Consider the following 18,950-nt stretch of genomic DNA (forward strand, 5'->3'; position numbering starts at 1 on the left):
GGCGCCCCGGCCGGTCTCGTCGCTCAGACCGGACCGAGCGGCTGCAGGTCGCCGTCGGGCAGCTCGACCCGGATCGGGTCACCAGGACGGACGACCCCGCCCGACACGACGACACCCATGACGCCGCCCTTGCGTTCGACCGAGCCGTCCTCGGCCCTCCCGAGGACCGCCCGGAGGAGGCCGGGCTCGAACTCGTTGATCTGCTGGCATAGATTCCGGAGGCCCGTGATGCGGACGCGGGCGTCCGACCCCAAGAGCAGGAGCGCATCCGCGGGGAGACCGAGGAGGTCGATCCCGCGGGTCGTGATGTTCTCGCCCATCTGACCCGGCTCGACGTGGTGTCCCGCTTCCGCCACCTCGTCGAACAGCTCGGCGTGAATCAGGTGCACCTGGCGCAGGTTCGGCTGCGACGGGTCTCGTGCCACGCGAGACCGGTGCTGCACGGTGACGCCGGCATGTGCATCACCCTCGACGCCCAACCCCTCGACGAGCACCACCTCCTCCACCACCGGTTTGCTGAACCGATGGGCGCTGTCCCTGCTCACCGCGACGACGCGAGGGCTGATGTCGTTGTCCGCGCTCATGACTCGATGATGGCGCAGGATGCCCCGCGACGGGCAGACTGCACGACATGCACATCGGGGGAAGGGTGCCGTCGGACCAGCCGGATCCGAAGCTGAGGATGCGTGCCCAAGCGGACGCCCTCGGGATCACCGTCGCCGGATTCGTTCCGCAACGACATCTCGAGGACCTGGGCGTCGCCGGGATCTCGTCGCACGGCCGGGGGAGCGGCGCGGACGCCGTCACCGTCAGCGCGGCCGTGGCGCGGATGTACACGGTGTGGAAGAACCCGGACGACCGTTCGGACCCGGTGAACCTCGCCGACCTGACGTCGGAGCTGGAGGACGCGCTCGCTCGGCCGGTGGCCCCGGATCTTCCGTCCTGGTTGCTCGAGCGCCGGGAGCGGATGCGTCATCCCTCGCTGTGGGAGGCCGTCCAGACACACTGGTTCGCTCCGGGATCCGCCGCGCCCGGCGGCGACCAGCGCGATCCGCGGGAGTTGCTCCGCGCCCACGTCGACCACGTCCTCCACAACCGGTTCCGAGACGAGTACGGACTCGGCGACCCCACCATGGAGCCCGGCTGGACCGAACTGGTCTCGATCCGCGCGGTCCAGCCGCGGGCCGTCGTCGTGGACGGAGCGGCGAGGGACGGGTACACGATCGACACCGACGCGTTCGTCCTCGGGCTGGCGGTGTCACTCGACGACAGCCGGGTGATCACCTCGGTCGTGGAGCGCGACCTCCTGCCCTGGGTGACGACGGAGTTCGTCAGCGACGCCGGCTGACGGAGTCGGGATCGGAGCAGCGGACGACCACCGAGTCCACCCGACCGCGGCGCACACGGTCGGCGACGCAAGCGCCGGATGCGCTACGGTCGCCGGAGAGGGAAAATATCCCGTCTTGCTCCGGCAAGCGGGAGCGCACACGCGGTCTCATCGGAGTCGCCACTTCTCGTTCGAAGGAGTGCACTCATGTCCGTGGATCCGACTTCCGCCACCGGGTCGGCTGGGTCGCCGACGCGATTCGCTCGCCCCCCGTTCGATCCGGAGCTCGCGACCTTCCTCGCCGCTCTGGAGGCACGTGGCCCGTTCACGCTCACGGCCGAGATGCTCCCGTCCATGCGGCAGCTCGACGTCACCGAGGACGCGCTCGACGAACGCCTCCGGTCCCACGGCTACGAGCGTGGAGCGTCACCGTCCCAGGGCACCTCGGCGACCCGATCACGCTCGCGGTCATCCAACGGACCGGCCGCACCGGAACGACGACCGCGGTCTACACCATCCACGGTGGCGGCATGATGTTCGGCCACCACCTCGGGAACCTCGACTCGTACGACGACTGGCTCCTCGATCACGACGTCGTCCTCATCAGCGTCGACTACCGACTCGCGCCCGAACACCCGGACCCGTACCCGATCGAGGACTGCTACGCCGGTCTGCTCTGGGTGGCCGCGCACGCCGACGAGCTGGGCGTCGACCCCGACCGCATCGTCATCGCGGGTCAGAGTGCCGGAGCGGGGCTCGCCGCGGGAACGGCCCTGCTCGCTCGCGATCGACAGGGGCCCACGCTCCTCGCGCAGATCCTGGTCTCACCGATGCTCGACGACCGCGACAGCACCGTCTCGACGATGCAGATCGACGGTGTCGGCCTCGCGGACCGCCAGATGACCCGCTTCGGTTGGAACGCCTACCTCGGACCACGCCGAGCCACCGCCGACGTCTCGGTCTACGCAGCGCCCGCGCGCGCGACCGACCTCTCCGGGCTCCCGCCGACCTACCTCGACTGCGGCAGCGCCGAGGTGTTCCGGGACGAGACCGTCGCCTACGCGAGTGGCCTCTGGGCCGCAGCCGTCGACGCGGAACTCCACGTCTGGCCCGGCGCGTTCCACGGCTTCACGAGCATGATGCCGGGGGCCGCTGTCTCCAGGCGTGCGACGTCCGCTCTGGCCGATTGGACCAGTCGGCTGCTCGGCGCACCCGATCCGGTGGCACCTCAGGGCTGATCCGAGTGCGACCGCGGGACTGACGTCCGTGTCACCCGCACACCCTCGGGTCTGGCACCTCCGCCCCCGGAGCCGGGGGGCCAGCGGCCGGTACCGAGGCGTACGACCTGACACCACGCCGTGTCCGGACGCGCCGCGGGTGGTGCCGCCGATCTCAGTGAATCCGTTCGGCCTCCTCCCCGTCACCCGGATGTCACCCGAACAGGGTTGAATGCTGCTCGTCGGGGTTCAGGGGAGAGCAGCATGCGACGTGCAATCGCAACATCGGTCGTGGCGATCATGGGGATCGCCGGAGGTCTGCTGACCGCGGTGCCCGCGACGGCGGCGCCGTCGGCGGGCCTGGTCATCAACGAGGTGTACGGCGGCGGGGGCAACGCCGGCAGTACCTTCACGAACGACTTCGTGGAGTTGGCGAACCGGGGATCGTCGACCATCGACCTCAGCGGTCACTCGGTCCAGTACCACGCCGGGTCCGCGACGGGCACGTGGCAGGTGACCCCGCTGAGCGGGACGATCGCTCCTGGTGGTCGCTACCTCGTCGCCGAGGCGAAGGGCGCTGGCGGGACGACCGCGCTGCCGACGCCGGACGCCACGGGCACCATCGCGATGAGCGCCACCGACGGCACGGTCGCCGTCGTCGCGAGCCGGACCGCGCTCACCTGTGCCGACAGCGCCTCGTGCGTGAGTGCGTCGGTCGACCTCGTCGGGTTCGGCTCCGCAGCGATCGCCGAGGGGAGCCCGGCCGTCGGCGCCTCGAACACGGCCTCGGTGCAGCGGCAGGGGGCGTCCGACGACGACCACGACGCAACGGACTTCGCCGCCGCTGCACCCACCCCGGGTGCGGCGAACACAGCATCGACGACGACCCCGCCGACCGGCCCTGCGCCCGAGCCGGGCACGGTCCGCATCCACGACATCCAGGGGACGTCGTTCGTCTCGCCGCTCAACGGCGAGCAGGTCACGAACGTCCCCGGCATCGTGACCGGGATCCGGACGTCGGGCAGCAGCAAGGGCTACTGGATCCAGGACCCCGACGCCGACAGCGACCCCGCGACGAGTGAGGGCGTCTTCGTCTACAGCTCCTCGAGGGCGGCGGTCGCCGTGGGTGACAGTGTCCTCGTCAGTGGCACGGTCAAGGACTACTACCCCCTCGCCTCCGGCGACACCACGGCGACCACCTCGAACCTGTCGGTCACGGAGCTCACCAACGCCACGGCGACCGTCGTCTCGACGGGGGACGCGCTGCCGGCGCCGATCGTCCTCGGCCCGACGAGCGTGCCCGACACGTCCGCTCCGGACCTCGCAGGTGGGAACATCGAGTCCACGCCCATCACGCCGACACGCTCGGCGCTCGACTTCTTCGAGTCGCTCGAGGGCATGCGTGTCGAGGTCGACGACGCCCGCGTGGTCGGGCCGAGCGACGAGTACGGCGAGCAGTACGTGACGACGAAGCCGTCCCAGCTCCCGACGACGCGCGGCGGCACGCTCCTGACCGCCGAGAACGCGATGCCGTCCGGACGTCTCGAGGTCGTCGCGGCGAACGGCAGCAATCCCCGGGTGGACGTCGCTGACGTGTTCCGTGGTGCCACCGTGGGCGAGGTCGACTACTCGCAGTACGGCGGGTACGACCTCACCGCCACGACACTCGGGTCCGTGGCTCGGGGAGGCATCACCCCGACGGTCGCGACGACCCCGAAGCCCGACCAACTGTCGGTCGCCACCTACAACGTCGAGAACCTGGCGCCGTCGGATCCGGCGACCAAGTTCGCCGCGCTCGCGAAGGGAGTCGTCGCGAACCTGCGCTCGCCCGACATCCTGACCGTCGAGGAGGTGCAGGACGACGACGGCGCGACCGATGACGGTGTCGTCGCGGCGGATCAGACCATCGCCAAGCTCACCGCTGCGATCACCACGGCTGGAGGCCCGTCCTACGCGTCCCGTGAGATCGATCCGGTGAACGACGCCGACGGCGGTCAGCCCGGCGGCAACATCCGCGTCGTGTTCCTCTTCAACCCGAAGCGCGTGAGGTTCGACGACCGCGGTCCTGCGTCGGTGAACCGGTCCACCACCGCGACCGCGGTCACCTCCTCCCACGGCGTGCCGGACGTCACCCTGTCGCCGGGGCGCATCGCTCCGACGGACGCCGCCTGGCAGAGCAGCCGGAAGCCGCTCGTGGGCGAGTTCACGTTCCGCGGCCGGCGCGTCTTCGTCATCGGCAACCACTTCGACGCGAAGCTCGGCGACCAGAACCAGGACGGTCGATTCCAGTACCCGGCGCAGTCGTCCGCCGTGCAGCGTCAGCAGCAGGCGCAGCTCGTGCACGACTTCACGGCGCAGATCCTCAAGGTCGACGCGAGGGCCGCGGTCGTCGTGGCGGGTGACTTGAACGACCACCAGTTCAGCCCTGCGCTCGCCACGCTCACCGGCAAGCCGTTGCACGGCCAGGCCGCGACGAAGCCGATCCTCACCGACCTGATCGCCACCCTGCCGGCGAACCAGCAGTACACGTACGTGTACGACGGGATCAGCGAGGTCCTCGACCACATCCTCGTCACGTCGGGGGTCGGCACACCGGACTACCAGGTGGTGCACCTCAACGCGGAGTTCGCCGACCAGACCAGTGACCACGATCCGCAGGTCGTCCGCGTCTTCGGACACCATGGAGGGCCGTCCCAGGCTGTCCCGCCGGCGGCGGTGGCGCTCGGCTACAGCGACGCGCTGGACAAGCTCGTGCACAACGGGGCCGAGGTGGGCGGCCTCTCGTCGCTGGCCTACGACGGCCGGTCGCGGTCGTGGATCTCCGCCGTGGACAACCACGCGGACGACCCGTCGCGGATCTGGTTCTTCCGGAACCTCGACGACCCGACGGTCAGCCGTGATCCATTGGTCCTGAGGAACGAACAGGCCGTTCCCTACACCGGTCTCACGGCAGACGACGAAGGCCAGGCGGTCCTCCCGAACGGCGACTACCTGGTGAGCTCCGAGACGAACCGTCGATCCGGGTCTTCGGCCGCGACGGCGTGCAGAAGGCGCAGCTGCCGGTCCCCGGACGGTTCGCGGTGACCGGCACGGCGCTGTCCGGAGCGGGGCTCGAGGGTGCGAGCGTCCCGGGTGAGGCCACCTCGAACGCAACGCTCGAGGGCCTGTCGATCTCGCCGTCCGGTCACACGATCGTCGCGTCGATGGAGGGCGCGCTCTCCGGCGATGTCTCCGCCGCCGGTGACGCCACCGCCCACCGCCTGCTCGTGTACACCCGGGGGCGCTCCGGCGTGTGGGCGCTGACGAAGCAGGTCGGGTACCGCACGGACACGGGCAACCGCATCCCCGAGGTCGCGCTCGTGTCGGACGACCGGATGCTCGTCGAGGAAGCCGCGTTCTCGGCGACCGCGGGCAACTCCGCGGACCTGTACTCGGTCTCCGGTCTGTCGCGGGCCTCCGACGTGAGCGGGGTCGGGAACCTCTCGGCCGCACCGGCGTCGTGGATCCTGCGGAAGACACTGGTCGCCGATCTCGTGAAGGGCCCGACGCTCGGCGCGACGGCGCTCGAGACCCAGACGAACCCGCTCCTCGACAACTACGAAGGCATGGCGATCACGGGCCGCGCTGCCGGTGGGCGCGTGGGCGTGGCGCTCATCTCCGACGACAACTTCGGCGCGCTGCAGCGGACGCGGATCCTGGACCTGGCCGTGCGGCTGCCGCGGTAGCCATGCGCCCTGGGCTCGCCTACGGCGTGGGTGCCTTGCCCTCGGCAACACTGGCGCGAGAGGCTGCCGGCATGACATCTCCCTCTGGTCGCGGACCTCGTCGGCACCGCGGCGTGGTCGTCGGTGGCGGCATCGTGTTCGTCATCGGCCTCGCCGCACTGGTGCTCGGTGGCTGGTTCGACGCCGTGACAGCGGACGACGGCGGCGGGGCCAACATCGGGGCCGGGGTGCTGGTGCTGTTCGGCGGGATCGTCGCGGCCACCGGTGCGGTCATGTTGCTCGTGGTGACCGCCGGCACCGTCGCTGCGCGAACGCGACGGTGAAGCGCGTCTCTGAGCGCTGAGGGTCAGGACGACACTCGGTGGTAGCGGTACCAATCCACCTGGTCCGGGTCGCCGACCACGAGGTCGAGTTGGCGATGTGCGGCCGACCCGCGAACGATCGCGGTGCAGCGGTCTGCATCGCGGTTCTCCCAGCACACGGTCTTCCACCCCCACCCATCGCCGTCCTCGATGTGCCAGCGGCCGGTGCTCGTGGAGGGCGTGGCCGGGTCATCAGGCTGTGCCGTGATCCCGCGCAGGGGGACACCCACCAGACGGACCGTGCCGCCGCGGTCGAACCGGATGGTGCCAGCGCCGTCCGAGGCCCAGGTCCCGACGAGGTCGGCGCGGGCGAGGGGCGCGGTCGGGAGGTCGGCCGCGTCCTGGCCGCACCCGGCCACGGCGAGGACCGTTGCCAGGGCGATCACGGCCCCGACTGCTGTCCGCACTCGTCCCATCCCCAGCCCCCTCGTGCTGATGACACACTACGGGCGATTCGGCAACGGCTTGCGCTCTCGTGCATGCGGCCAGCGGGGATCAGGACCGGGGGAGAGCGTGCCCCTCTGGCGCGACGGCGAGGGCCAGATCGTGGACCGCGTTCGCGAATCGCCGGGCTCGCGCCGCCTGGACGAGCGACGTGATCCACATGACGGCGAGGGGCGCCGGGAGCGTGCACGCGATCAGGACGTCCAGGGTCCGGAACCCGCCGACGTCGCGGGTGCCCTGGTGGAGCAACTCGAGCACGATCCCGACATGCAGGAACGAGGACGTCATCACCGACACGCGCGCGGAGGTGGCGCGGTCGTTTGCGAACACGACAGCCGTGTCGAGCACAGCGGTCGGGAGGTCCTCCGGGGTCGCACGTCGGATGGCGCGCAGGACGGTCGCACGGTCGTCGCGGTCCTCGGGCGTGACCGTGTCCCACTGGTGGCGGGGGAGCCCGTGGTGCGTGATTCCGGACGGCAGGGCGCCCGCGAACGCCCCGAAACCGAGGGCGAGGAGGACGTCCTCACCGACCGGACCCGGCGTGAACAGCGCCATGAGGGCGAACGTGCCGCCTCCGGCGACGACGAGCGCCGCGAAGGCCCAGGCGGTCAGCGCGCCGAACCGCACCGATCGATCCGCCCGGATGATGCGGAGCGACGGCGAGACCATGACGCGAGTATGCACTCGTCCGGCACCGATCGTGGGGTTCATCCGGTCGGTCGGACCATGTCAGCAGACGGATCCTGGTCGATCACGAGCGCGGCGCTCCGCTCCTCGGCGTCCGCGGTGGCTGCCCAGGCCGCGAGTAGCTGCAGCGCCTGTTCCGAGGCGGAGTCCGGCAGCGTGCCGTAGACCACGAACGTCAGACCCGTGTCGGCGTTGAGGCCCAACGCCTCGTAGGTCAGCTCGAGGTCCCCGACCACCGGGTGGTGGATGCGCTTGAGGCCGCTCCGGTGCGCGCGGACGTCGTGCGTGGCCCATCGCACGCGGAAGTCGTCGCTCCGGGTCGAGAGCTCGCCGATGAGGTCGGTCAGCCCCTTGTCGTACGGGCTCCGGCCCGCCTCGGTACGGAGGACCGCCACGAGATCGGACGCGAGCTGGTCCCAGTCGGGGTAGAACGTGCGGGCACGGGGGTCGAGGAACGCGAACCGCGCGGTGTTGGGCGTGCCGATCGGGTCGATGAACAGCGGCGAGTAGAGGGCACGTCCGAGCCGGTTGCCGGCGAGGAAGTCCGACCGGCCGTTGCGGACGAACGCCGGGGCGCTCATCGCGTCGAGCATCCGCTGCACGTTGGGCCGGACGCGGTTGGTGAGGCGACGACGCCGGGCGGTGGGCGCGGCGTTCTGGGTGTGCGCGAGGTCGAACAGATGCGCGTGCTCGACCTCGTCGAGCTGCAGTGCGCGCGAGAGCGACTCGAGGACGGTGTCGGAGACCCCGCCGAGGTTCCCGCGTTCCAGGCGGACGTAGTAGTCGACGCTGACACCGGCGAGCAACGCGACCTCCTCGCGTCGGAGTCCGGTCACGCGTCGGTTGCCGCTGAACACGGGAAGGCCGGCCTGCTCCGGGGTGATGCGGCCCCGTCGGGAGGTCAGGAACTCCTTGACCTGTGTCGTCGCGTCCATGTCATCGACGGTACGACCACCGTCGGCGACCGGGGAGGTGCTGTCGGTACCCCGCTCCACCGCCAGGAGCGCACCAGCCGACCGGCGAGCGGCCGGTGCGCGGCCGGTGCGGGCCGGTGCGCGGCCGGTGCGCGGCCGGTACGCGGCCGGACGGGAGGCCCGCTACCGCCGGCACCGCGCCTCCCGTCCGACCGGTCGGCGCGTCAGGCCTCCGGGATGACCCGCGCGTCGAAGCGCGAGGAGTCGCCGTCGGGGTCGGGGCCGCCCCGCCGTCCGGTGTCGAGCGCGTCGAGCCGCGCGAGCTCGTCGTCGGACAGCGCGAAGTCGAACACCGCGAAGTTCTCGGCGATACGGCCGGGGTCGGTGGACTTCGGGATCGCGTTCCGGCCCTGCTGCACGTGCCATCGCAGCATCACCTGCGCCGGGGTCCGCCCGTGCGCCTCGGCGATCGCCCCGATGGTCGGGTCCGCGAGCACGCTGACGCGCTCGTCGCCGCCCCAGCCCGGGTAGAAGGTGATGCCGCCGATCGGGGACCACGCCTGGTCGAGGATGCCGTGCTCGGCGTCGACGCGCTGGACCTCCGGCTGCGTGAAGTACGGGTGCAGCTCGATCTGGTTGAGCGCCGGCACCACCTCGGTCTGCGCGAGGAGGGACTCGAGGTGGTGCGGCATGAAGTTGCTCACGCCGATCGCGCGGACCTTGCCCTCGGCGTTCAGCGACTCCAGGGCCTTGTACGCCTGCACGGTCTTCTCGAACCGGTCGGGTGCGGGCTGGTGGAGGATGAAGACGTCGATGGTGTCGATGCCGAGCTTGCCGGTGGCCTTCTCGAACGCGTGCAGGGCCTCGTCGTACCCGTAGTCGGACGGGAACACCTTCGTCTCGATGACGATCTCGTCCCGGTCGAGGCCGGAGGCGCGGACCGCCTGGCCGACCTCACGCTCGTTGCCGTACGCAGCTGCGGTGTCGATGTGGCGGTAGCCGACGTCGAGTGCGGTGCGGACCGCGTCGACGGTGTCCTCGGGGGAACTCTGGAAGACGCCGAAGCCGATCGGCGGCAGCTCGACGCCGTTGTTGAGTGTGATCATGTCCATGACGACGACGTTAGGTCCCGCGGCCGGACCGTGACGGGGGCTGTCGTTCCCTCCCTCCGCTGCACCGAGGGGACGCTGTGCAGCGGAGGGACACCCCGGCAGAACCGGGGACGACGGTCCCTGTCACCGGTCAGGGGAGGACGATGACCTTCCCGGCGATCCGACCGGCCTCGGCTTCCGCGTGGAGCGCGGGCAGGTCGCTCAGCGGGATCCGACGGGTGACCTCGACGGTGAGCGCGCCGTCGTCGACCAGGGACACCAGTTCGGCGAGGCGTTCGCGGTTCGGCAGCACGAACACCGTCGATGCCCGCACGCCGCGGGACTCGTCGTCGGGCGTGGCCATGAACGCCGTCGTGCTGACGACCACGCCTCCGTCGCGGACGGCGGCGACGTCCGCGGCGAACTGCTCCGGGTCGATCGGTGCGAGGTTGAGCAACACGTCGAACTGACCGTCGACGGAGGCGAGCAGATCGGCGTCCGTGTGGTCGATGACCTGGTCGGCGCCGGCCGCGCGGACGGCGTCGATGCTGCGGGGGCTGGCGGTCGCGCTGACGAACACGCCGGCGCGCTTGGCGAGCTGGATCGCGTACTTCCCCACGACGCCACCGGCGCCGACGATGAGGACGCGCTGACCGGCGTGGAGACCACCGTCGTCGAAGAGCGCCTGCCATGCGGTCAACGCGACGGACGGCAGCGCGGCTGCGTCGGGGAGCGGGATGCTCGTCGGGGCGGGGACCAGGGCCTCGGCGGGTGCGATGACGTACTCCGCCGCGCCACCGTCGCGCTCCATCGGCAGGAAGCCGATCACGGCGTCGCCGACGGCGAGCCCGTCGACGTCCTCGCCGATCGCGTCGACCGTGCCGGACACGTCGTACCCGGGCACGTGGGGCAGCGCGATCGGGATGGGGAGGAATCCGCCGCGCATCCCGGCGTCGGCCGCGTTGTAGGCGGATGCCGCGACGCGGACCCGCACCTGCCCGGCGCCCGGGGTGGGCTGCTCGATCTCGACCTCCTCGAGGACCTCGGGACCGCCGACCTCGTGGAACTGGACTGCCTTCATGGTGGACTCCTTCGCTCACTGCTTCGAACTCGAAGCGATACCAGAACCGTACACCTGCTTCGAATACGAAGCAACACTGATCCGGTCCCTGATCGCCGAATGCGTCCGGAAGCCCCCGAACTGGGCACTACGCGCGCGCCGCCGAACCTGTTGTCATGGGCAACAGCTCCGCACGTGTGCACCCGACGCACGTTCCTCTGCCCCCGTGTGACCCGACGCACGACCGCGCCGAACCACGTCGTCAGGAACGTCATGCCCCGCTCGGGATCCCGTCACCCCGTCCGCCTCCGGACCATGACGCGTGCCTTCGCCGCGACCGTGGCCGTCGCCCTCGCCGCCCTCGCCGTGGGTGCGAGTGTCGAGCCGGCGAACGCGGCCACGCAGAACCCCGTGGGCGCGTTCGACACGGCATCGGGCGGTGCGGGCGCGGTCACCGTCGCCGGGTGGACCGACGACCCGAGCAGCGCGGCGTCGAGCAACAGCGTCACCGTCACCGTCGGCGGCACGAACGTCGGAACGCTCCGGGCCACCGGGGTCCGAGCGGACGTCGACCGGGTCAGGCATGTCAGCGGGAACCACGGGTTCTCCGGGACCCTCACCACCGCGAAGACGGGTGCGCAGTCGGTCTGCGTCACGGCGGTGAACACGGGCGCGGGGACCGACACGACCCTCGGCTGCAAGACCGTCACGATCACCGCCGCGAACCCGGTCGGCGCGTTCGACACGGCGTCGGGCGGTGCGGGTACCGTGAGCGTCGCGGGGTGGACCTACGACCCGACCAGCGCGGCTGCGAGCAACAGTGTCACCGTGACCGTGGGTGGCACGGCTGTCGGCAGCCTGCAGGCCACCGGCGTCCGAGCCGACGTCGACCGGGTCAGGCACGTCAGCGGGGACCACGGCTACTCCGGCAGCCTGACGACGTCGAAGTCCGGAGCGCAGTCGGTGTGCGTCACCGCGGTGAACACCGGCGCGGGTTCGAACACCGCGCTCGGGTGCAAGACGGTCACGATCACCGCCACGGGCACGGCACCGGCACCGGTGAGCGGCGCGAACGTCACCACCAGCCCGTCCGGGGTGGCGATGCCGAAGGGCGACGTGACGTCGAACGGTCGCGTGTGGAAGCAGGCGTACGCGCAGGACTTCACGACCCCCGCCGCGGTCGGCACGGTGCTGTCGACGTACCACGACCTGTCCGCGTACGACGGCTCGAGGGACACGTCGGGGCTCGGGCAGTACGCGCCGAACAAGGTCCTGTCCGTGTCCGGCGGCGAGCTGGACTTCGATCTGCACAGCGAGAACGGACAGCCGCTCGTCTCCACGGTCGTCCCGGACAACTACCTGCCGTTGACCACGGGCCGCGTCTCGGTCCGCTACAAGACGACGAAGACCCCCGGCTACAAGTTCGTCGGCATCCTCTGGCCCGAGGACGACAACTGGAACGAAGGCGAGATCGACTGGCCCGAGGCGGACCTGGGCGGCACCCCGCGCCCTGCGTCCGCCATCCCGGGTACCTACGCGAACGGGCGGATGAGCTTCGCGCCAGCCGTCACCAAGTACGCCGGGTCCGACACGACGGGTTGGCACACCGCGACCACCGAGTGGGACCACGGCGTCGTCCGGTTCTCCTGGGACGGCACCCTCGTCGACTCCGTGGCGAACGCCGTCCCGACCACCGCCTTCCGGCTCACCCTGCAGGCGGAGACCTGGATCGGTGAGGGCGCCGTCCCGGCCACGGCGACCGGACACGTGGACGTCGACTGGGTCAGCATCTGGAAGTGACGACGCTCCTGGCGGCCCTCCGAGCACGAGCCAAAGCGGTGGATTCGTCACTTTTCGTCCTCCCGCTCTAGGATCGTGACGGGCATCCGGTGGTTCCGTGTGCCCGTGGGGGAGGGCCCATGTCGATCCGTAGTGTCCCGGGGTCGATCGCGTCCGGGGGTCGGTCGCGTTCGTCCCGTCCGCGACATCCGACCCGTCCGAACGGGCAGGGACTGCCGCAGCCGGTGCAGCCGACGCTGTTCCACCGAGTGGCCGAGTGGATGCGCACGCCGGTCCCCGGTGACGCGGCGTGCGAACGGAGGGTCTGGATCGCGTTCGACGAACGGCTCGTCTCGTACTCCGAGTGCGAGGGCGACACCTCGCACACGGCGGTGTGGTGCGTGGACGAGTTCCTCCAGCACTTCGCGGACCGCCTCGACGAGGACGACGCGTCGCGCTGGTTGCTCCCGCACCTCGAGCGGCTCGCGTCGACCGGGGGCGGCAAGGCCGCGACGCTGCGCGCGTACGCCGCGCGGCACGACGGTGCACCACCGCCGACGGTCGTGTGCGATGTGGTCCTCTGAGCGCGCCCGCGCACGCGGTCCGCGGCTCAGCAGGGGCGCCCGGGAGGCCCGCTCAGGCCACGCGCGCCTCGTCCGCCGCCAGGTGGTCGGCGAGCACGTCGCGCACCGTGGTCCACGGGTACGGCCCGTAGCGGTCGTTGTCGACGTGGCGGAGCTGCGCCTGCCCGCTGAACATGCTCACGAAGTACTGCATCCCCTGCCACGCCGGGAACGTGTCCTGGTCGCTCCGGGACAGCCGACGGACCACCTTGCTCATGACGGACAGGGACCCGGTGGTGCCGGCCCACTGCAGCCCGAAGGGCGTGCCGGTCAGTTCGGTGAGCGTGCGGGCGACGTCCCGGGCGGAGACGCGGTCGCCAGCGACCTCGACGACACGCGGTGCGTCCTCGTCGAGGGCCACGAGCGCGGTCACACGGGCGACGTCGTCCTTAGTGGTGAAGTCGAGCACCTGGTCGGGTGACGACCAGTACATGACGCGGTGGCGCCCGAACGCGATCATCGGCGCCTGCCCGGTGAGCATGTCCGTGAACGCGCCGTTGAGGACGGAGGTCGCCCGGATCGGCGCGGCGTCCACGTCCGCCGCGAACTCACGGCGGAGCTCGAAGTTGCGGTTGCTGCCCACCGCGATGCGGCGGTAGTCCGAGGAGTAGTCCGACGGGACGAACCGGGGCACGCCCGCGGCGACCGCGGCCGCGAGCAGCGCGCGCTGCGCGTCGACGATGACGGGGCGCACGCCGCTCACGGCGGAGACGACCGACTCGACACCCGCGACCGCGCGGGTCAGGGCCTCCCGGTGGGAGTACGCAGCGGCGACGACCTCGACGCGGTCGTCGGACCCGTACCGCTCGTCGGCGGCGGTGCTGCCCGGACGGGTGAGGACGCGGACCCGCACGTCCCGCTCCAGGAGCGCACGGACGATGCGGTGACCGAGGTCACCGGTGGCTCCGGCGACGAGGACGGTTCGGGTCATGGCGGTGCTGCTCCTGGTGGTCGCGCGGACGTGCCGGACGCCGACGGCGATCGACGGGACGGTGACGGCCGGAATGGTGCTCGACGGGCCGCGCCGTCGATGGCACACCCCGGAGGCTACCGCGCGGGGACCGCCGGCGCCCTGGGCCCCGAAGGCGGGGCTTGTGCGGCGGACCGCGGTGCGGATTCACTGGCGGAGCACCGTCGTGGCGGCCGTGGTTCGCGGGCCGACCGGCGGATCGAGGCCGCCCCGCCCGGAATGAGGATCCCCATGCTGTCCCTGGTCTACATGAGCACGAGTGTCCGACCGCTCTCGGACGACGAGTTGTCCGCGATCCTCACCGACGCGCGCACCCGCAACACGGCGCTCGAGATCACCGGGGTCCTGGCACACCGCGACGGCCGGTTCATCCAGGTCCTCGAGGGCCCGGACGACGCCGTGCGCGAGCGGTTCGAGGTGATCCGGCGGGACCCCCGACACACGGACGTGCGGCTGCTCTGCGAGGACCCGCTCGACGAACGGGCGTTCCCCGGGTGGTCGATGGCGTTCCAGCCGGCGGACGCGGACATGACCGCGGTCGCGGGGTTCTCCGACCTGACCGTGGCCGGTCGGGACGAGCACCGGAACGCGTCGCGCGGTCGTGCCCTGGTCGAGTGGTTCCGGAAGCGTCCGTCGTTCACCTGATGCCGGTGACCGGCGGCATGGCCCTGGATCAGCCCGCGGCGCGTGCGACCGCCCAACCGGCGTCCGTCCGGTCGTAGCGGAGCCGGTTGCTCGGTGCATCCGCGGCGCCGCGCCAGAACACCATCCGCACCGGGGTGATCGCGTAGCCGGCCCACGTGGTCGGCGGATCCAGGTCGGGGCGGTCGGCGTCGAAGGCAGCCCAGCGCGTCCGGCGGTGGTCGGCCTCGACCGCGGCGAGGTCGTCGTCGTTGAGCCAGGCGAGCACCTGCAGGTAGCGACTCCGCGCGATGTAGGCGTCCCGGGCCTCCCGGTCGGTGACGCGCTCGACGTCGCCGGTGACGACGAGTTGCCGGGCCAGCTCGGGCCAGACGAGCGTCACGGTGGCACGGGGCACCGCGGCGATCTCGGCGGCCTTCCGGCTGCGGCTGTCGGTGTGGAAGTGCACGCGACGGCCGTCGAACAGGGACATGAGGACCGTGCGCGCGGCGGGGTAGCCGTCGAGCCCGATCGTCGACAACGTCATGGTCGGGGTCACACCGGATCCGGGCGCCGGCAGCCAGCGCGCGGCGAGCGCGAGCGGGTCCACGGGGACGTCGTCGTCCGCGTCGGCGCCGTGGGCGAGCCCGCCGACGACGACGCCCCCGTCCGTCACCGCGGGACCGCGGGGTCGAACCTGGCGATCTCGTGCAGGGACGCGACGGCCTGGTCGAGCGACACGTCCCACAGGAGCTTCCCGTACTCCGCGCTCGCACGGCTGGCGTCCCCGACCACACCGGGCGTGCCGAAGTCGTTCGAGAGCCAGCCGAAGCTGACCGGGCCGCCGTTGAACGCGATGCGCTCGAAGTCGGCGATGTGGTCCGGCACCCAGCGGTCCGCTCGGGCGAGGTCCACGAGGTCCGGACGCAGGTGCAGGATCATCGACGTCTCCGCGGCACCGCCGTGGATGCCGAGGCCGCGCTCGTCGGCGTCCTCGCCGTCGGGTCCCGGGACACGGGCGAGCGTCGGCATGAGGAACGTCTTCAGCCCCGTCCGTCGGCGGATCTCGCGGAGCGCCACCTGGAGGAGTGCCGTGTTGCCGCCGTGGCCGTTCGCGAACACGAGCGTCCCGGCGCCCATGAGCGCGACCGCCCGCCCGATCTGGACGACCGTGTCGAACATCGTGTCGGCGTCGAGCCAGACGGTACCGGGAGCCCAGCTGTGCTCGTCGGACTTCGTGAACGCCAGGGTCGGCAGTTGCCAGACGTCGAGGCCCTCGTCGGCCGCTCGCTCGACCGCTGCGCCGCCGATGTGGTCGGCGAGCAGGAAGTCGGTGACGAGCGGCAGGTGCGGGCCGTGGTGCTCGACCGCGCCGGTCGGCTGCACGACGATCGTGTCCGGGCCGAACCGGGCGGCGACGTCCGGCCCGGGCAGCTCGGCGAGCTTGCGCGTGCTCACTTGCCGAACCCCGGAATGCCGGTCGAGGCGGCCGACGCGGGCTGCGCCGAGGCCGTCGAGCCGCCCGTCACGACGAGCGCGGGGTCGACGAGCGCAGGGTCGACGATGTGTCCGGGATTGAGCACGCCGTCGGGATCGGTCCGCTGCTTGAGCGCCACGAGGTCCTCGACGCCGTGGTCGACGTAGTACTGGTGCGGGCTGTGCACCCGCACGCCGAGGGCCTCGAGCAGCGGGTACCCGGCGTACACGTCGTCGGCTCCGGTGTACGGCGCGGTGAGCATGCCGATCGGGAACCGGTGGGCGGCCTCGATGTGGAGCATGCCGCCCGGGTAGACGCCCTCGACGTCGGCGATCCGGTCGATGAGCGCCTCGCCGCCGACCTCGACGTGGAAGTACACGGTGTCGGGCGTGTTCCGCTTGAGCCACCAGATCGGGTGGTTGTACGAGAGCATCGACACCTTCGTGGTCTGCTGCAGGCCCTCGCGGACCTCGACGACCGTGCCGCCGGCGACCTCGATGAGCCCGGTCGCGTCCTCGAGCGCGGTGGCGTCGATGATGCCGCGCAGGCTCGCCGCACCCGCCACCACGGGCGTGTCCTTCGGGAGCGTGGCGGCGATCTCGGCACGGTCCGCGCTGACGAGCCGGGGCGCGGGCGTCAGACCGCGGAGCGTCCGGACGGCGGTCAGGGCCCGCTCGAACGTCGGGAAGCTCGCGTAGACCGCGCGCCAGTCCTGCAGCGGCTCGAGCCGGACCGTGGCCCGCGCGATGACCCCGGCGGTGCCGTAGGTGTGCACGAACGTCTGGGCCTCGTCCCCCTCGACGTGGAGGAGGCCGTCCTCACCCGGGAGCGCGATGTCGAGGGCGGTGACGAATCCCTCCCAGTTCGAGCCGTGGGAGATCGACCCGGTCCCGCCCGAGCCGCCGGACAGGAAGCCGCCGATCGTCGACTGCGCGGTGGACGGGTACATCCACAGCTGCTGGCCCTGCGCGGCCGCGGCCTGCTCCATCATCACCATCGGGGTGCCGGCCTCGGCCGTGATGACGCCGTCCCCGACCTCGACGACCGCGCGGGCACGCGAGGTGTCGAGCACGAGACCGCCGTCGAGCGGGATGCCCTGCCCGTAGTTGCCGGTGCCCTTGCCGCGCGTCGTCACCGGGACGCCGTGCCGTGCCGCCGCCTGCACCGTCTGCGCGATCGCGTCGGCACTGGCCGGGTAGGCGACGAGGTCGGCGAGGCCGAGGGGCAGCTGCTCGGTGAGGATCGGGCTCATCGTCGCCTCGTCGACCGACGCGCGCTCGCGGGTCTTCGGGTCGGCACTGACGCCGCGGTCACCGAGCAGGTCGACCAGGTCGAGCCGCAACGCCTCGAGGGCGGCGGGGGTGGCGGGCATGTGGGGCTCCTTGCTGGTGGGGTGGCGTGGGGTGGGCGGCCGGGAGGCGCGGTGCGGGGCCGGCACGCGCCTCCCGGCCGGTGGGTCGGCTAGAAGCCGAACCCGATCTTCTTGTCGATGAACTGGTTGGTGTACAGGTCGTCGGCCGTGAGCCCCGACTGGACGTGGCCGCCGGACTTCTCGAAGATCGGCGCCGCCTTGGTGATGAACGAGTTCAGCCGGCTGGCGTCCATGTCGCCGACGTAGCCGTTGCTGCCGTCCGTGGCGACCTTGAGCTTCTTCATCTGCTGGACGGCGAACGCACCGACCTTGGCGTCGTAGGTCCAGCCGTTGTTGTAGTCCTGCACGAGCGTGTCGATGAGGTCGTTCGTCGGTGTCGGGTTCTTGAAGTAGTCCACGTCGGCCTGCTGCATGACCGGCACGAGCTTCTTCAGGCACGGGGTGAGCTTCGCCAGGTCGCCCGAGCGGACGGACATGGTCTCGGGGTAGGGGTTCCACCCCGTGCTCGAGACGAGCGAGGAGTCGAGCTTCTTGCCCCAGGCCGCCACCTCGTGCTGGTAGATGTACGGCTCGGCGGTCGCGAAGCCCTGCTGCGCGTCCTTGCCGCCTGCGGTCACGAACTTCGACGGCGTGCCGTCGTAGCTGCCGTCCTGGACGCTCGTCGGCAGGTAGCCCGCCTGTGCCAGGTAGGTCATGTACGCGGCGCCGCTGAAGTAGCGGACGACGCCGCCCTTGGCCTTGAGCGCCTTGCCGAGGCTCTTGATGCTGTCGACGCTCTTGTACGTCGCCGGGTCCCACATGAGGACCATGGGCGACTCGTCGTTCTCGGCGAACACCGCGGTGGTGGGCAGGTTGCCGGAGAACTCGACGGCCTCGTCCGTGGAGACGTAGCCGAGCGTGATCGACTTGTCCTGGTACATCTGCGAGCTCACCGTGGAGTAGCCGATCGCGGGACCGCCCGCGCGGATCTCGAGCTGCACACCCGTCGACTTGCCGTTCGCCATGAGGTCGCCCGTGACGGACTTGCCCGAGGCGTCGATCTTCGGGTTCGCCCCGAGCATCTGGTAGAGGTGCCCGTGGTCGGCTTCGGGGTTCCAGTCCGTCTGGACGACGACGGTCGAGGGGCAGACGCCGGACAGGTCGACGGCCGGGCCCTTCGCGGCGGACGACGTGGTCGCGGCGCCGGCGCTGTCCGACGTGCTCGTCGAACAGCCGGTGAGGGCGAGGGCGGTGACGCCGAGGGCTGCGGCGACGACGCCGAGACGGGTTCTGCTGCGCATG

The 18,950-nt window shown here is 71.3% G+C and carries 17 protein-coding genes and 1 pseudogene; 7 read left to right on the forward strand and 11 right to left on the reverse strand.

Going from position 1 to position 18,950, the window contains the following annotated elements; translation table 11 throughout:
* Window positions 1–23 precede the first annotated feature (23 nt).
* Window positions 24–584: an MOSC domain-containing protein gene (locus tag DEI88_RS07775; RefSeq protein ID WP_111072137.1), complete on the reverse strand. Its 561-nt coding sequence runs from the start codon at window positions 582–584 to the stop codon at window positions 24–26.
* A gap of 98 nt (window positions 585–682) precedes the next feature.
* On the opposite strand from DEI88_RS07775, the gene DEI88_RS07780 reads away from it, so the two are divergent.
* The 4 genes and pseudogenes from DEI88_RS07780 (at window position 683) to DEI88_RS07795 (ending at window position 6,592) form a co-directional block, all read left to right on the forward strand.
* Window positions 683–1,348, forward strand: a complete 666-nt coding sequence (locus DEI88_RS07780) for a hypothetical protein (RefSeq protein WP_111072138.1) — start codon at window positions 683–685, stop codon at window positions 1,346–1,348.
* Window positions 1,349–1,857: 509 nt separating this feature from the next.
* Window positions 1,858–2,565, forward strand: a complete 708-nt coding sequence (locus tag DEI88_RS07785) for an alpha/beta hydrolase (RefSeq protein ID WP_258375083.1) — start codon at window positions 1,858–1,860, stop codon at window positions 2,563–2,565.
* A gap of 279 nt (window positions 2,566–2,844) precedes the next feature.
* Window positions 2,845–6,269, forward strand: a pseudogene (locus tag DEI88_RS07790) (esterase-like activity of phytase family protein).
* Window positions 6,270–6,340: 71 nt separating this feature from the next.
* On the forward strand, window positions 6,341–6,592 hold the full coding sequence (locus tag DEI88_RS07795) for a hypothetical protein (protein ID WP_146246070.1): 252 nt from the start codon (window positions 6,341–6,343) through the stop codon (window positions 6,590–6,592).
* Between the two features lie 23 nt (window positions 6,593–6,615).
* On the opposite strand, the gene DEI88_RS07800 is transcribed toward DEI88_RS07795, so the two are convergent.
* The 5 genes from DEI88_RS07800 to DEI88_RS07820 all read right to left on the reverse strand — a co-directional run bounded on the left by DEI88_RS07800 (window position 6,616) and on the right by DEI88_RS07820 (window position 10,848).
* A complete protein-coding gene (locus DEI88_RS07800; protein WP_111072141.1) occupies window positions 6,616–7,017 on the reverse strand; it encodes a hypothetical protein in 402 nt (133 codons plus the stop codon).
* 109 nt (window positions 7,018–7,126) lie between these two features.
* Window positions 7,127–7,744, reverse strand: coding sequence for a hypothetical protein (locus tag DEI88_RS07805; RefSeq protein WP_111072142.1), 618 nt, complete (start codon window positions 7,742–7,744; stop codon window positions 7,127–7,129).
* Between the two features lie 38 nt (window positions 7,745–7,782).
* On the reverse strand, window positions 7,783–8,697 hold the full coding sequence (locus DEI88_RS07810) for a helix-turn-helix transcriptional regulator (protein WP_111072143.1): 915 nt from the start codon (window positions 8,695–8,697) through the stop codon (window positions 7,783–7,785).
* Between the two features lie 203 nt (window positions 8,698–8,900).
* Complete coding sequence (locus DEI88_RS07815) at window positions 8,901–9,788, reverse strand: aldo/keto reductase (protein ID WP_111048482.1); 888 nt, start codon at window positions 9,786–9,788, stop codon at window positions 8,901–8,903.
* Between the two features lie 130 nt (window positions 9,789–9,918).
* The gene (locus DEI88_RS07820) at window positions 9,919–10,848 is read right to left on the reverse strand and encodes an NADP-dependent oxidoreductase (protein ID WP_111072144.1); all 930 of its coding nucleotides are present in this window, start codon (window positions 10,846–10,848) and stop codon (window positions 9,919–9,921) included.
* A 252-nt stretch (window positions 10,849–11,100) separates the two neighbouring features.
* Here DEI88_RS07820 and DEI88_RS07825 point away from each other — a divergent pair, with 252 nt between their 5' ends.
* Window positions 11,101–12,627 (forward strand): glycoside hydrolase family 16 protein, encoded by a 1,527-nt coding sequence (locus tag DEI88_RS07825; protein ID WP_181441236.1) that lies wholly within the window; start codon window positions 11,101–11,103, stop codon window positions 12,625–12,627.
* Between the two features lie 248 nt (window positions 12,628–12,875).
* Window positions 12,876–13,190, forward strand: a complete 315-nt coding sequence (locus DEI88_RS07830) for a hypothetical protein (protein ID WP_146246072.1) — start codon at window positions 12,876–12,878, stop codon at window positions 13,188–13,190.
* A 52-nt stretch (window positions 13,191–13,242) separates the two neighbouring features.
* On the opposite strand, the gene DEI88_RS07835 is transcribed toward DEI88_RS07830, so the two are convergent.
* Window positions 13,243–14,160, reverse strand: a complete 918-nt coding sequence (locus tag DEI88_RS07835; RefSeq protein WP_111072147.1) for an NmrA family NAD(P)-binding protein — start codon at window positions 14,158–14,160, stop codon at window positions 13,243–13,245.
* A gap of 270 nt (window positions 14,161–14,430) precedes the next feature.
* Between DEI88_RS07835 and DEI88_RS07840 the strand changes: the two genes are divergently transcribed.
* Entirely contained in the window at window positions 14,431–14,844 is a 414-nt protein-coding gene (locus tag DEI88_RS07840) for a BLUF domain-containing protein (RefSeq protein WP_181435147.1), read from the forward strand.
* Window positions 14,845–14,872: 28 nt separating this feature from the next.
* Here the strand turns inward: DEI88_RS07840 and DEI88_RS07845 are convergent, their stop codons facing one another.
* From DEI88_RS07845 to DEI88_RS07860, 4 genes are all read right to left on the reverse strand, one after another.
* Window positions 14,873–15,496, reverse strand: a complete 624-nt coding sequence (locus DEI88_RS07845; protein WP_111072149.1) for a pyridoxine/pyridoxamine 5'-phosphate oxidase — start codon at window positions 15,494–15,496, stop codon at window positions 14,873–14,875.
* Entirely contained in the window at window positions 15,493–16,278 is a 786-nt protein-coding gene (locus DEI88_RS07850) for a creatininase family protein (RefSeq protein ID WP_111008904.1), read from the reverse strand. The genes DEI88_RS07845 and DEI88_RS07850 overlap by 4 nt, the downstream gene beginning before the upstream one ends.
* The gene (locus DEI88_RS07855) at window positions 16,275–17,669 is read right to left on the reverse strand and encodes an FAD-binding oxidoreductase (protein ID WP_111072150.1); all 1,395 of its coding nucleotides are present in this window, start codon (window positions 17,667–17,669) and stop codon (window positions 16,275–16,277) included. The genes DEI88_RS07850 and DEI88_RS07855 overlap by 4 nt, the downstream gene beginning before the upstream one ends.
* Before the next feature lie 89 nt (window positions 17,670–17,758).
* Window positions 17,759–18,949 (reverse strand): substrate-binding domain-containing protein, encoded by a 1,191-nt coding sequence (locus tag DEI88_RS07860; protein ID WP_111014281.1) that lies wholly within the window; start codon window positions 18,947–18,949, stop codon window positions 17,759–17,761.
* Window position 18,950: the final 1 nt, after the last annotated feature.

The sequence above is a fragment of the Curtobacterium sp. MCBD17_003 genome, assembly GCF_003234885.2.
GTDB lineage: Bacteria > Actinomycetota > Actinomycetes > Actinomycetales > Microbacteriaceae > Curtobacterium.